This is a genomic window from Armatimonadota bacterium, assembly GCA_036504095.1.
GTDB lineage: Bacteria > Armatimonadota > DTGP01 > JAKQQT01 > JAKQQT01 > DASXUL01.
This window is the reverse complement of the sequence record DASXVS010000032.1, coordinates 1-14,322: the sequence shown is the minus strand read 5'-3', so window position 1 is coordinate 14,322 and position 14,322 is coordinate 1. Positions and strand designations below refer to the sequence as shown.

The window sequence follows — 14,322 nt, the reverse complement described above, 5'->3', positions numbered from 1 at the left end:
TGCCGCCCCTCTTGGTCGTCGGTATGATTGGCCGGCGCCATGCCAATCTGGCGCCGGTTGTTGAGGCAGGTTGAGTGCTGCGCCATTCTTTGCGCGCTTGCGAGGGCCGGGGTCAGAATGGCTGTCGGACTGGTGATGATGGCGGCAACCGCCAGCATTTCACTCGAAAAGGTACCTTTGCGCGCGCGTTCGTGGATTACCATCAGGTATGTGCTCCAAGCCGGACCGCTGATCCGCCGGCGGCACGTGGTTAGGGGAGGCGTGAACCACGACCATTGGAATGTCAAAAGTGTATCCACTTTATACTCGATTTTCGCCTCTTCTGTCAAGTCCATCCAAGATTGCTTGCTTATTTCGTCCCGGGGTGCCGATAATCGCGTTGCGCGGCCCGAAACCCCCGCCCGTGATCCCCTCGGCCCGGGCTACCGACTTGGCACGATATCTAGGTTCACGACCTGGAACGGAGCCAGCAGGAACGCGTGTGGCTCTCCGGCCCGCAGCACAATCGGTTCCTTCTCCGCATCCGCGGCCCACGGGCTCCGGCCGGAGTAAACCGCGGGCGCTCCGTTCGGCAGTTCGAATGCCTTCGAGACATCCAGCGCAAACTCCTGCGGTTTGTCACTGGGATTGCGGAGTGTCAGCACCGCTTTGTGCGGAGTCCAGGACGCCCATCCATACACCTGCAGTTTGGCGGGGTCGCCGCCCACCCAATGGGTATCGACCAGGACGTCCGCGTTCGCGCGGGACCATTTCGCCGACTCGGCAAGCACGTCCCAATCCTCCGGCCTCAGCAGCGCCGGTGTGATGTACATCTCCTGCAACTGGGTGCCTGTGCCGAAGTAGGAGTGAACTTCATCGGCAAAATCCCGGCCCCGATCGGTTCTCAGCTTGCCATTGTGCTTGGCGTAAATGATGCCGTGGAGCATCAGTGAGGTTAGCGGGAACAGCGGGCCGCCCTGAACGATTCGCTCATAGGTGTCGGCATCTCGATAGGTGATCCATTGCTGGCGATTTGAGCCGACGCCGATGGTGCTGTCATCCCATCCGCCGCGCCAGATCGTGTCGGCGTAAACGAGCCAGAACGGGCTGGGCCACGTTCCGGTAGTGATGTTCACGAAGATGTCCGGCTTCTCTGTGCGCATTTCGCTGATGAGGTGGATCGCGGCTTCAAAATCACTGGCGAACTCGCTTCCGGGAGTGACGGACGCCGTATCGCCGGTGCCGTCAATCTTGAACTGGTTGACCCCGTATTCCCGGATCATATTCAGGCACATGTCGCGAAAACGTTTGTAGTACGTCGGGCCGGAAAGCGAGAAGCCATCCGCGTTCGTTTCGAAGCCGTTCGCCTTCCCGAACTTCACGCGTTCGTCGTGGGGTTTGCCATAGCCACCCCACGGAGACACCCATACGCCCGTGCCGGCGCCGTATTTCCGGGTGGCCTGGCGAACCGGCGTGAATCCCTGGGGAAACCCGCTGTTGAATCCCCAGAGGGAGTTGGGATCGTCCCAGCCGTCGTCGAAGAGGTAGGAGTCCAGCGTGACACCGCGCTTTTCGTGCAGTTCGTGTCCGAACACGTTGACGACATCCAGCGCTTCCTTCTCGCCGAACATGTTGAAATAGCCGATGTCGTAGAAGGAGTTGTAGTGCAGAAACGTTCTATAAGGATGGGCGCGTTCGCGTTCGAGGTAGTAGTTCACCGCGCGGCGCATCTGGCCCTCCGGCGCCAGGAGGACGACCGATGAAGCCGTGAACGACTGCCCTGACTTTACGGGCAGATCTTTCGGGAGGGAGCACGTCGTATGACCGTCCTTCACCAGGCTCGCGGACATCGGGTGTTCGAGCCCGATGAACAGGCTGCCGGCGACCACCGGCGACCCTCCCACCGTCCCGACCACCTTGGCCCCAGGGAAATCGCCATCCACGAGGGTAAGGTTCGTGAGGGCGAGATCCCCCTGAGTCGGGCGAACCGAGACTTCCTGGCGCAAATAGTTCGATCCATCGCGGAGGATGCCACGCCACGTGAAGTCGATCCCGCGGGCTTTGTCCCGCAGGCCGACGGTAATTTCGCGGCCCCCGAAACGCTCGGACAGCCGGGAAGCGTTGCGATTGGCTCTAAGGGGCGCAGCGGCCGGCTCCGCGCTGACGCTCAGGGAGGAGGCCTTGACCACGGTCCCGTCCTTCAGCACCAACGAAAACACCTCGGGCGATGCGGGCAGCGCCGAACCGTCCCGGGAGTTCAACAGCGTGAGCGGACGGAGGGAGCCGTTTTCCACCGTCCATCTCGCCTCAATGGCCTTGTTGGACAGGGTGAAGGTGCTGCCGGAGACCATCGCCGCGGCGCGGCCCGGCGCGGGGCCGGGAAGGAGCGCTCCGGATTCCGCACAGGGGGCGGCCAAAGGCGCGCACAGCGGGGCGATCATAGCCATTCCCAAAATGGCCGGATGGATTCTTGATGACTGCATGGCAATTCCTTCATGGGTGAGCCTTGCCCGGGGCGCCGTCGCGGCAAAGAGCAATTGTATATAATGTGTATACTGTTATTTGGCTTTTTGTAGAGTATACACGATTTTTCCGCGATGTGAAAGCCTCCGGCGGACCAAATTCACCACCCCCCGACCAAATGGGGGGCATAACGATGCCTCCCGCTCCCGGATCGATGCGCCCTATCGGCTCTTGTCGTTGAACAGGCCGAACGCCTGGATTGTGGGACAGGCGCGGGCGCGGTCTATGACCAGGCGGACCCTTCGCGCGGTTACCGCAGGAAACCGGTCCAGTTTCTTGAGACCGATGGTCGTGCCACTGATTATCGGACGCCAGGTACCGCCGTCCAGAAACTCGATGTGGTACGCTTCCACCCGTTGGCCGAGCGACACGAACTCCTGGAGGCTTGCGACGTTGAAGCGCGTTGGCTTCCCAAGGTCGATCTCCATCCAACCGGACGTGATCCCGTCGTCGGTGGCCCAGTACGTGGCGTCGCTGCCATCGAGGGCTTTTCCGGCGCTGTAGAAAGCCGATCCGCCGCGGGTGTTGCTCGCTTTCGCCGGCTTGCCGCGCGCAACGTCGGTGCGGAAAATGGCATCCAGCCGGGCGCGGAAACCCTTCAGGCGTTGAACGTCTAGGTCACCCAGGAGACCGGCTTGGTTGGCCGGGACGTTGAGCAGGAGGACCGAGTTGCGACCAACGGAACCAAAGTAGAGGTCCACCAGGTTTTCGACGGAACGCAAACGTGTGTCTTCCTGCTTGTGCCAGAACCAGCCGGGCCGGATCGAAACGTCGCACTCTCCGGGGCGCCACGTCGTGCCGTTCTTGTCGCCGTGCTGCAGGGCGTCCGTGGTATCGCTGCCCGAAATCCCCGGTGAGGGTACCCGGGCCGGATCGACCGGGGCCCAGTTCGGATCGCCGGCAAGGCCTTGCTCGTTGCCGATCCAGCGGATATCGGGACCCGCATCCGAGAACACCACGGCGTTCGGCTGAAGCCTGCGGATCAGGGCGATATAGCTCTTCCAGTCGTATTCCTGCCGCTTGCCGTTCGGCCCTTCGCCGCACGCGCCATCGAACCAGATCTCCGAGATCGGGCCGTAATCCGAGAGCAACTCCGTCAATTGGTGACGGTAATATGCGTTGTACCGGGGGGAATCGCCGTAGGTGCTCTCGTGACGGTCCCACGGGGAAAGGTAGAGGCCCAATTTCAAGCCTTCCAGGCGGCAGGCCTGAGCCAGATCCCCCACAACATCACCCTTGCCGCCCTTCCACGGGCTGTTCTTCACGGAATGTTCGGTGTATCGGCTTGGCCACAGGCAGAATCCATCGTGGTGCTTTGCGGTGAGGACGACCATGCGGAATCCGCCCGCTTTGGCGGCGCGCGCCCACTGCCGCGCGTCCAGGCGGGTGGGATTGAAGACGCTTTCGGGCTCCGTTCCGTCCCCCCATTCCCGGTCGGTAAAGGTATTCACCGTAAAGTGCACGAACAGATTCGTCTCCATGCGCTGCCAGGCGAGCTGGGGAGGACTCGGAATCGGGGAGACGGGACGCGGCGGTTCGACGGCCGCTGAAATCGAGGAAGATGGTATCATACTGATAGCGGCCAACCGGACGATGAGGCGAACACGATGTAGCATGGGGAGGCTTCCTTTGTCTGGCACACGATGGGACATCCGAAGGACGGCGGTGCGCTTGTATCGGGCGCTTCGAAAATTCCTCTCGCATCCCGCCGAAAAATATGATAGCATGGAGCCAGAATAACTGTATAATGTTTTAATCCAGCGGGTGGCGCCACCGCTTTTCGAGGAAAACCGGCGAGACGCACCCCGGCGAACGACTTTTGTTTTTGTGCGTGCGGCGTTCCAATGACCTGCACATTGTCGACGGGCGGCGGCCGTCAGTTTCCGCCCAACTTCATCACCGTCTGAAGGGGAGAGCACTTATTATGATCCGCAAGCGATCTGCTTTCACACTGATCGAGCTTCTGGTCGTCATCGCCATAATCGCCATCCTTGCCGCCATCCTGTTCCCGGTCTTCGCCCAGGCCCGGAAAAAGGCACAGCAGACGACGTGCATCAGCAACCTCAAGCAAATGGGCCTCGCGCTTCGCCAGTATCAGGACGATTACGACAATCGATTCATGCCCGCCGCGGGGTTCCCGGGGTTCACAGGCGGTTCTTTTGTCTATATCCTCCGGCCTTACGTGAAAAGCCACGAGCTGTTCTACTGCCCGTCCGCGTCGAAATGGTATGCAAACACGCATGGCCACAGTTACGACCAGAACAACGCGAACAACCCCGACTGCCTGTGGTTGTGGACCGCTTCGCCCGCTCTGACGGCCGTACAGCAGAAGGAATGGCCGCAGGAGTCCAGCTACGGCATGAACCTCATCACCAGTGGAGGCGGCCTCAATGACAACTGGCAGCGCACCGTTCCCAAGGAAACAGACGTCAGGAACCCGGGCCAAACCCTGTGGATGACCGAAGCTACCTGGGTGGACCTGCTGGGCAGTTCGATAAAGAGCGCGAACGTCTGGCCGGGACGCATAGGCCAGGCCCGCTTCCGCCACCAGAGCAAGACCACCAACTACGGAACGACGCTGATCGGCGGGGTGACCGACGTGCTGTTCACGGATGGTCACGTCCGATCCGTTCCCGGCGACAGAGTTCTGTACGATCCTGATGCCCAGTACCTGAAATGGGAGCTCCGCTGACGGTCGCGAGGCGACCCGCTGCGCTCCCTCGGTGGCGAGCGCCCGTTGGTCTTACTGCGCACACGACGAGAGTGAAACGGGCAGTTCCATGGCGTTCGCTTGCTTACGGCTGAGATGGGTTTCTGTGTTATTGCTGCTGGAGCCGATGGCGCTTCCCATGCCTTCCAGCGCACAACGAGTGGCCGGCAAGACGTCTTCTGACGGCGTTCAGCGGACGGCTCTCCTGCCACCCGGTCCCGGCAATCCGCGCAACAGCGAGGGCGACTTCGTCCGCCTTAAGAGCGGCCGCATCCTCTTCGTCTACTCACGGTTCACGGGCGGAAGAGGCGATGACGACGCGGCATGTCTGGCGTCCCGATATTCGGACGACGGCGGCCGCTCCTGGTCGGGGAAGGATGAAATTGTCGTTTCAGCGGGCCGCCCCAATGGGCCGCTGAACAACATCATGTCCGTCTCGCTCCGCCGCCTCCCCGGCGGTGACATCGGGCTCTTCTACCTCCGCAAGAACAGCGATTCCGACTGCCGCCCTCTTCTGCGCCGGTCGAAGGACGAAGGTACGACCTGGGCCGAACCTGTAGAGTGCATCACGGATGAGGTCGCGTACTACGTGATGAACAACGACCGGGTGGTGATCCTGCCCAGCGGGCGGATACTGCTTCCGGTGGCGCTGCACAAAGGCCGCAACGGCCGTTTCATTTCACGAGGCCGCGCCATGTGCTATCTCTCCGACGACGGTGGCCGATCCTGGCAGAGAAGCCGTACGGTCCTCGAACTGACCGACCGCCCGAAGGACGGGACAGGGCTCCAGGAGCCCGGTGTGGTGCAGCTCCGTGACGGCCGCCTCATGATGCTGTGCCGCACGGACATCGGCTTCCAGTACGTGTCCTACTCGTGGGATCGTGGCAACACGTGGAGCCCTGCCGTCCCCACCTCCATACGGTCCCCGCGTTCTCCGGCTTCGTTCGAACGCATACCCCGGACCGGCGATCTGCTCCTCGTCTGGAACGACAATCCCGGCCCCGGTCAGGCGCGTACGCCGTTGACCACGGCGATTTCCCGTAATGACGGGAGGACCTGGGAGCGCCGCCGCGTACTGGAAGGCGATCCCACGGGCACATATTGCTACACCGCGATCTCATTTGTGAACGGGCGGGTCCTGCTGGCGTACTGCTGCACCGGCGGGCTGGAGACCACGCAGGTGACTTCATTCCCTCTGGCCTGGCTCTACGGCGATGATTCTGCCGCGAAGCAGCCCTGATGCTCTGTCGCGGCGTTGACCGCGCACGTGAAGGGACAACCCCGATGAAAACGTCTGCCTGGCGCGTCTGCTGCCTCCTTGCATCGTCGATGGCGTCAATCGCCGCCGGCGCGTCCGGGGCTTCATCTTCGAAGCTGAGCATGCCGCTCGCCGGCGCGTGGCGTTTCAGTCTCGATCCCGGCGGGTATGGCCTGGCTAAGCACTGGTACAACACCAGATTGCCGGGGACGATACATCTGCCGGGAACCACGGACGAGGCCGGATACGGACCCCGCACCGTGGGTTCGGACCACGGCGTCCTCACCCGCGTCCACAAGTACTACGGACCGGCGTGGTATCAGCGGGACGTCGTCGTCCCCGCCGCGTGGAGCGGGAAGCCCGTTGACCTGTACCTGGAACGCGTCATATGGGAGAGCACCGCGTGGTTGGACGGTCGCCGCGTCTCCGCTCTGGACTCACTAAACACGCCTCACGTCCACCGGCTCGGTGTGCTCAAACCCGGTCGCCACACCCTGACGCTGCGCATCAGTAACCTCCCCATCCACCCAATCTCCAACATGGGGCACAGTTACACCGAGCAGACGCAGACCATCTGGAACGGGGCGGTGGGCCGGCTTGAGTTGCGCGCCCACGAGACGGTCGAGTTGGGCATGGTCCGCGCGTTCCCCGATGCCGCCCGGCATCGCGTTTCCATCGAGGCGTCGCTGACTAACAACTCGCGGCGGCCCCGCAACGGCGCCTTGCGATACGCGCTTCGGGAGCGAAGAAGCGGGAGAGCCTTCGCGTCCGGCACGATGCCGTTCACTGTATCGCCCGGCGGGCGAATTGTGCGCGCGTCCCTCGCCCTCCCCCGCGCACCGAGGCTATGGGACGAGTTTTCGCCCACTCTTTACAGCCTCGAGGTTGCGGTCAAGGGCGAATCGGAAGTCAGCACCGTTCCCGTCGGTTTCCGCACCGTCGCCCGCAATGGCCGGCACATCGCCGTTAACGGCCGCACGATCTTCCTTCGCGGAAACCTGGACTGCGTTCACTTCCCGTTGACGGGTTATCCCGCGACCACCGTGGGACCGTGGAAGCGCATCTTCCGGATCTACCGCGCCCACGGGTTGAATCATGTCCGGTTCCACTCCTGGACGCCCCCGGAGGCCGCCTTTCAGGCCGCGGACGAAATGGGCATCTACATCGAGTGCGAAGTCATCTGGACACAGCGCCACATCGGCAAGGACACACCGGGGCCGATGGAGAACATGTCCAGAGAGTTCCCGCCAAAACTTCTAAAGCACCCCGGCACCGTGGATGCCTACGCACGCGCCGAGATAAGTCGCGTGGTAGACGCATATGGCAACCACCCCTCGTTCCTCATGTTCTGCATCGGGAACGAACTGGGAAGCATCGACATCCCGATTGCCGGGCAGTGGATACACGAGGAGAAACAGCACGACCCGCGGCATCTTTACGCCGTGACGACCGCACGCCAGATTTCGCCTTTCTGCGACTTCAGCGTTACGCATGCCGTCCCCGACATCGGGTGGGTGCGGGACCGCGTGGACCCGTACAACGACTGGGACTACGAAGCACTGTATTCCAGAGCGCCGGTTCCGATCATCGCGCATGAAGTGGGCCAGTGGCCCACCTACCCCGCGTGGAGTGAGATAGCCAAGTACACGGGTGTCGTTCGCGCCCGCAACCTGGAGGGGTTCAGGGCACAAGCGCGTCGGAACGGGGTGGCCGAGCAGGACAAGGAGTTTCGGGCCGCCTCAGGCGCCCTGGCAATGCGCCTGTACAAGGACGAGATCGAGAGCCACCTCCGAACGCCTTCGTGCAGCGGATTCGACCTGCTGAGCATGCAGGACTTCAGCGGGCAGGGAGAGGCGCTGGTCGGCTGGCTGGACTCGTTCTACGACTCCAAAGGCATCGTGACCCCGGAGCGGTTCAACCGCTGGTGCGGGCCAACCGTGCCCCTCGCGCGGCTCCCCAGGTACGTGTACACAGAAGGCGAGACGGTAACAGGCAGATTGGTCGTCTCCCACTATGGCGCAGGAGCCCTGCGCCACGTCGTCCCGGAGTGGCGCCTCCTGAGCTCGGGGGGCCGGGTCCTGGCGTCGGGTCGCTTGACGGCGAAAGACGTGCCGACCGGCGGCGTCACCGACCTGGGCAGTTTCGCCGTACCGCTGACAGGATGCGTTGCGCCTTGCCGCGTTCGCCTCGAAGTCTCACTGAAGGGCGCCAATGCGGCGAATGACTGGGATCTGTGGGTGTTCCCGAAGGGCGTCCCCGCCGAGCCGTCCGACGTACTTGTCTGCCAGACGCTTGGCGAAGCCGTGCCGGCCCTGAAGGCCGGTCGCAAGGTGCTCCTGATTGCGAATAGATTGGGCGACCGCCGGAACGCGCAACTGGCCAACTGGAAGCCTGCCTACTGGTCGGCATCGTACTTCCCCTGGAGCGAAACCCTCGGCGCCCTGGTTCACGCCGGGCACCCTGCCCTTGCGGCGTTCCCCACGGATCGATCGCTGGACTGGCAGTGGCAGGATCTCTGCCGCGGCGGACGCGGCTTCGTGTTGAATAGTATGCCGGCGGCCTACAAACCGATCGTGCAGCCCATCAGCGATTTCCACTTCAACGACAAACTCGGGAGCCTGTTCGAGTTGCGGACGCGCGAGGGGGGCCGGTTGGTCGTCTGCGGTTATGATATCGCGAGCAACCTTGCGTCCCGTCCGGCAGCGCGGCAATTGCGGTCGAGCGTGCTCAGGTACATGGCAACCCCGTTGTTCGCGCCGAAGCAGATGATCGGCGACGATGCTCTGACGGCCCTCTTCCCTGTGGTCCGCGATGCGACGATTTCGGCGCCGCCAGGAGTCGAAGGCTCCGTTCTCTATGTTAATGCGGGGGCGAAGCATACAGACAACGGTGACGTGCCGTGGAGCGCGGATGTGGATGAAGTGAAGGCGCAGGAAAGCGGGTTCTCCTACTCCGTGCAATGCGACGCCGTGTGGCGGGATGAAGGCGGGGCCGCGTGGCACGGATCCCCCGGCATGAAGGTGATCGTGCAGACGCCTAAGGCCAACCTGTACGATCTGTACGTTCATTTCGGTGACTGGAACAACCTTGGGCGCACCGGGACCATTGTGTTCGAGGGCCGCAAGTTCAACCTCGGGGAACACAAAGGTGACGGCCAATGGGTGAAGCTGGGCGTCTCCCGGGAGGACTGCCGCGACGATCGTCTTGTGCTCCAGACATCGTGCGATAATGGCCCGAACCTCATGATCACGGCCCTGGCTCTCGTGCCGCGAGGGTAGGGCTGTTAGCTGGACTCATCTTGTTCTCGGCACATCCGGCAGAGGCCGTGACGGAGGCTTATCGATGAAAACCGTGAATTCGTGGTTGGTGATCGCGCTGGTCGTCCTTACCGGGGGCGATGCCTTCGGGAAGACGCCGGCTTCCGGAGGCAGATACGTGCTGAGATATGACAAACCGGCGGAGCAGTGGGCATCCGAAGCCCTGCCCCTCGGAAACGGGCGCCTCGGCTGCATGGTCTTCGGCGGCATCGATCACGAGCGCATCCAGTTCAACGAGGACAGCCTGTGGACCGGCGATGAGAACCCGTCCGGGAACTACGACACCATGGGCGCCTACCAGAACTTCGGCGACCTTCTAATTGACACGCCGGGCGAAACAGGCGATTCGCCGGCGGGCTATTCGCGTTCGCTCGACCTGAGCGAGGGCATTCACGAAGTGACGTTCCTCCGGCGCGGCGTGAAGCAGCGCCGGACGATGTTTGCCAGCCATCCCGACGGAGCTATCGTGCTGCGCCTCACCGCCAGCCGCCCCGGTTCCGTATCCGCGACCTTCCGGTTGCAGGGCGCGCATGGCGAGAAGTCGTCCGTAGCGGGACGCGAGATACGCTTTGCAGGCAAGTTGGACAACGGCCTGGCGTACGAGGCGCGCGCCCGTATCGTGGCGAAGGGAGGCACGGTGCGGGCAGCGGCCGATGCGATCGAGTGCCGCGGTTGCGATGAAGTCGTCGTTCTGCTTGGCGCGGGCACGAATTATGTGATGGACTACGCTCGGGGCTGGCGCGGACCGGACCCCGGTCCCCGTATCCGCAAGCAAGTAGCGGATGCGGCCAAACGGCCGTACGAAGCCCTTCTTAACCGCCATCTCAACGATTACCGAAAGCTGTTCGGGCGCGTTGACCTGTCTCTGGGCGCAACGGACCCTGCCGTACGCGCGCACACGACCGACCGGCGCATCCGGGACTACGGCAAGGGCGGCGCCGACCCCGAGCTTGAAGCGACCTTGTTTCAGATGGGACGGTACCTCCTCATCTCGTGCTCACGGCGGCCGGGCCTGCCGGCCAACCTCCAGGGCCTGTGGAACGACAGCAACAAGCCGGCCTGGAGTTCCGACTACCACTCCAACATCAACGTCCAGATGAACTACTGGCCGGCCGAACCGGCCAACCTCGCTGAATGCGCGCTGCCCTTTTTCGACATGGTGATGGCCGAGCGTGAGCCGAGCCGGAAGGCTACGCGCGCGGCGTTTGGCGACGTACGGGGGTGGACGCTGCGAACCTCGCACAACATCTTCGGCGGGATGGGCTGGGAATGGAATCTGCCGTCGAGCGCGTGGTACGCTCTCCATTTCTGGGAGCACTACGCCTTCAGTGGCGACAAAGCCTACCTGCGGGACGTCGCCTATCCGATGGCGAAGGAAGTGTGCGAGTTCTGGGCGGACCGGCTCAAGGCGCTGCCTGACGGGACGCTGGTGGTGCCCGATGGATGGTCGCCGGAGCACGGGCCGCGCGAGGACGGAGTGTCCCACGACCAGCAGATCGTGTGGGAGCTCTTCACGTTCACCGGCAAGATGGCCGATGACCTGGGCGTTGACCGCGCGTTCCGCGCCCGCCTGGCCGCCATGCGGAACAAGCTGGCCGCCCCGAAGATCGGCAAGTGGGGGCAGTTGCAGGAGTGGATGGTCGATCGGGATGATCCCAAGGATGACCACCGGCACACGTCGCATCTTTTCGCCGTCCACCCGGGCAGCCAGATCTCGGTCACGGGCACCCCGGCCCTCGCCAGGGCCGCCGCTGTCTCGCTCGAGGCCCGAGGCACCTCGGGAGACAGTCGCCGCGAGTGGGTATGGGCGTGGCGCTGCAATCTCTTGGCGCGATTGCGCGACGGGGAGAAGGCCTACGCGATGATCCGCAACTTGTTCACGTACAACACGCTGCCGAACCTCTTCGGTGTCCATCCGCCGATGCAGCTTGACGGCAACTTCGGGATCACGGCGGGCATGTGCGAGATGCTGCTGCAAAGCCACGCCGGCGAGGTGCACCTCCTGCCGGCGCTGCCAAAAGCGTGGCCGGACGGCCGGGTTAGGGGCCTACGGGCGCGGGGCGGGTTCACGGTGGATATGGAGTGGAAGGCCAACCGGCTTATGACGGCGACCGTGCGAAGCTCGACCGGACGCAAATGCAGGGTGCGTTACGGGCAGAAGACCGTTGACCTCACGCTTGCGCCCGGGCGGGCGAAGCGTTTGGGGGCTGATCTGCGGGCGGCCGGCTGACGGCTCCGGGGTGGCTGCCGGGCCGTTTGCCCGACCTGTTGCCGGATCGCGCGTCGCAGAAGGCTCGTCAGCCTTTCAAGCCCGTCATGGTGATCCCTTTCACGAAGAAGCGCTGGGTGAACAGGAAGATCAACAGGCACGGGATAAGCACGATCACGGCGGCCGTCATCTGGAGCGGCCAGTTACTGCCGCCGAACGCGTCCTTGAAGACCGCCAGGCCGACCTCCAGCGTGTGCATGCTGGTGGAACTGGTGTAAATGAGGGGGCCGAAGAAGTCGGTCCACGTGCCGATGAAGGTGAAGGCGGCCAATGTGGCCAGAGCGGGGCCGGAGAGCGGCAGGGCGATGCGCCAGTAGATGGCGGCCTCGCTGCAACCGTCCAGGCGCGCGGCGTCGTCCAGTTCCTTCGGCAGCGTCATGAAGAACTGCCGCAGCAGGAAGATGCCGAACGCGCTGCTCAGGCCGGGCACAATCAGCGCGTAGTAGGTGTCCAGCCAGCCCAGCGAACGCACGATCAGAAACACGGGGATCATCGTGACCGCGCCGGGGACCATCATGGTCGCCAGGAACGCGTAGAACAGGAGATCGCGCCCCTTGAACTCCGTGCGGGCGAAGCCATAGGCCGCCATGGAGTTGAACAGCAGGCTGCCGGCCACCACGCTGATGCAGACGAACGTGGTGTTGAAGAAGTAGCGCGCGATGGGCGTGTCCGGCATCGTGAGGACGGTCCAGTAGTTCTCCCAGTGCCACCTATTCGGGAAAAGGTGGCTAGGGTCCGGGAGGACGCCTTTGGAAGGGTGCAGGCTGGTGATGACCATCCAGACGAACGGCGCGATCATACACACGGCCAGCGCCACCATCAAGATGTAGGACACCGTGGCCGAGACGGCCCCGGCGCCTTTCAGCCCGCGCTGCTTGCCGTTTTCTCCCGGTCCGCCGTCAACCACGCCCAGCACCTCCTTGGGAGGGAGGGGAGCCGAAGTGATCTCGGCACCGGTTCCGGTTGCCGGCACCTGGCCCCCGGCACCTGACCCCTGGCCTCTATCCACCGTAGTCCTCCATCCGGCGGTTCACGAGTTTGAACTGGATGATGGTCACTGCGAGGATCACCAGAAACAGGACGTAGCTCTGCGCGCTGGCGCGGCCCATCCGGAACTGGCGCCACGCTTCGGTATAGATGTGGTAGCCGACCACGTCCGTCGTCCGCAGTGGTCCGCCCTTGGTCATCATGTAGACCGGCGTGAATACCTGGAACGCGCCGATGCTGCTCGTCACCAGCACGAAAAGGGTTGTGGGCATCAGAAGCGGCAGCGTGATGCTCTTGAACGCGCCCCACTTGCCGGCCCCGTCCACTTCGGCGGCCTCGTAGAGCGCGGCCGGGATGCCCTGCAGTCCGGCGAGATACAGGATCATGCGGGGGCCTAGGGCAGTCCAGATGCTCATCAGAATCAGCGCGGGCATCGCCCAGTGCGGATCGTTGAGCCAGTCGACCTGACCGCCGCCCGGAACTCGCAATGCGTTGAGCGCCCAGCTCATCAGGCCGCGCTCCGGCCAGTACACCCACATCCAGACCATCGAGATCGCCGCGCCGCTGGAGATGGCCGGCAGGTAGTAGATGGTGCGGAAGATCTGCACGCCCTTCAACTTCTGGTTCACCAGGATGGCTACGGCAAGGGCGGCGGCCATCCCCAGCGGAACGCTGAACAGCGCATACCGCGCCGAATTCCACATCGCGTTCCAGAAATACGGGTCGGCGGCCACGCGCTCGTAATTCGCCATCCCGATGAACGGCTTGTTCGGCTTCAGCACGTCCCACTTGTGGAAGCTGAGGTAGAGCGCGAAGAAGATGGGTATGACGAGGAAGACGATGAGGTGAACGAGCGACGGCACGATGAAGAGGAAACCGGCCGGCAGCCGGATCCGTTTCTTCCGGCGGATGGGTGTGTGAGTTAACGTGGCCATGGTTGCTTGGACTGCTGGGGGACGAGGTGCGCCCCTCCTCTATCATATCTCATCCGGCGGCGGTCCGAGCGGCCCTTCGCGCGAAAACTCTGGAACAAGCCCAGGTCAGCACGCAGGCGGCCGCAACCCTCGGCACAAACACCCAGAAAAGCGACGCGCCCAACGCTGCGAACAACAGCGTGTCCTCGATGAGGGCGTGCGCGAGGCCGAGGAACACGCTCACCAGAAACGCCTGCCGTCCGTGGAAGTTGTCGTTCTCCGTGGCGTCGATAATCAGGCCCGCCCCGTAGGCGATGCCGAGGATCACGCCGGCCCAGAACGGGAGCACGCTCTCGCGCTCCAGA

General features: G+C 63.4%; 9 protein-coding genes. 4 read left to right on the top strand and 5 right to left on the bottom strand.

The annotated features are described in order from the left end of the window. Nucleotides 1-422: 422 nt before the first annotated feature. Both VGM51_06590 and VGM51_06585 read right to left on the bottom strand, forming a co-directional pair. Complete coding sequence (locus VGM51_06590) at nucleotides 423-2,462, bottom strand: enterotoxin (protein ID HEY3412708.1); 2,040 nt, start codon at nucleotides 2,460-2,462, stop codon at nucleotides 423-425. Between the two features lie 201 nt (nucleotides 2,463-2,663). Continuing rightward, nucleotides 2,664-4,118 carry an alpha-L-fucosidase gene (locus VGM51_06585; protein HEY3412707.1) on the bottom strand — a complete coding sequence of 485 codons (1,455 nt, stop codon included), beginning with the start codon at nucleotides 4,116-4,118 and terminating at the stop codon, nucleotides 2,664-2,666. A 308-nt stretch (nucleotides 4,119-4,426) separates the two neighbouring features. Here VGM51_06585 and VGM51_06580 point away from each other — a divergent pair, with 308 nt between their 5' ends. The 4 genes from VGM51_06580 to VGM51_06565 all read left to right on the top strand — a co-directional run bounded on the left by VGM51_06580 (nucleotide 4,427) and on the right by VGM51_06565 (nucleotide 12,017). Next, the gene (locus VGM51_06580) at nucleotides 4,427-5,194 is read left to right on the top strand and encodes a prepilin-type N-terminal cleavage/methylation domain-containing protein (GenBank protein HEY3412706.1); all 768 of its coding nucleotides are present in this window, start codon (nucleotides 4,427-4,429) and stop codon (nucleotides 5,192-5,194) included. Nucleotides 5,195-5,318: 124 nt separating this feature from the next. Next, complete coding sequence (locus VGM51_06575; protein ID HEY3412705.1) at nucleotides 5,319-6,452, top strand: sialidase family protein; 1,134 nt, start codon at nucleotides 5,319-5,321, stop codon at nucleotides 6,450-6,452. 44 nt (nucleotides 6,453-6,496) lie between these two features. Beyond that, the gene (locus VGM51_06570; protein ID HEY3412704.1) at nucleotides 6,497-9,748 is read left to right on the top strand and encodes a glycoside hydrolase family 2; all 3,252 of its coding nucleotides are present in this window, start codon (nucleotides 6,497-6,499) and stop codon (nucleotides 9,746-9,748) included. A 64-nt stretch (nucleotides 9,749-9,812) separates the two neighbouring features. After that, entirely contained in the window at nucleotides 9,813-12,017 is a 2,205-nt protein-coding gene (locus tag VGM51_06565) for a glycoside hydrolase N-terminal domain-containing protein (GenBank protein HEY3412703.1), read from the top strand. A gap of 67 nt (nucleotides 12,018-12,084) precedes the next feature. On the opposite strand, the gene VGM51_06560 is transcribed toward VGM51_06565, so the two are convergent. The 3 genes from VGM51_06560 to VGM51_06550 form a co-directional block, all read right to left on the bottom strand. Continuing rightward, nucleotides 12,085-13,065: a carbohydrate ABC transporter permease gene (locus VGM51_06560; GenBank protein HEY3412702.1), complete on the bottom strand. Its 981-nt coding sequence runs from the start codon at nucleotides 13,063-13,065 to the stop codon at nucleotides 12,085-12,087. Next, nucleotides 13,058-13,978, bottom strand: a complete 921-nt coding sequence (locus VGM51_06555) for a sugar ABC transporter permease (protein ID HEY3412701.1) — start codon at nucleotides 13,976-13,978, stop codon at nucleotides 13,058-13,060. Before VGM51_06555 ends, VGM51_06560 begins: the two co-directional genes overlap by 8 nt. Before the next feature lie 49 nt (nucleotides 13,979-14,027). After that, the coding region (locus VGM51_06550) for a nucleoside recognition protein (protein ID HEY3412700.1) at nucleotides 14,028-14,322 on the bottom strand (295 nt) is incomplete at its 5' end.

Excerpts from the sequence above, each read along its gene's own strand:
- VGM51_06590 (HEY3412708.1), bottom strand. The coding sequence starts at position 2,462 with ATGCAGTCATCAAGAATCCATCCGGCCATTTTGGGAATGGCTATGATC.
- VGM51_06585 (HEY3412707.1), bottom strand. The coding sequence starts at position 4,118 with ATGCTACATCGTGTTCGCCTCATCGTCCGGTTGGCCGCTATCAGTATG.
- VGM51_06580 (HEY3412706.1), top strand. The coding sequence starts at position 4,427 with ATGATCCGCAAGCGATCTGCTTTCACACTGATCGAGCTTCTGGTCGTC.
- VGM51_06570 (HEY3412704.1), top strand. The coding sequence starts at position 6,497 with ATGAAAACGTCTGCCTGGCGCGTCTGCTGCCTCCTTGCATCGTCGATG.
- VGM51_06565 (HEY3412703.1), top strand. The coding sequence starts at position 9,813 with ATGAAAACCGTGAATTCGTGGTTGGTGATCGCGCTGGTCGTCCTTACC.
- VGM51_06555 (HEY3412701.1), bottom strand. The coding sequence starts at position 13,978 with ATGGCCACGTTAACTCACACACCCATCCGCCGGAAGAAACGGATCCGG.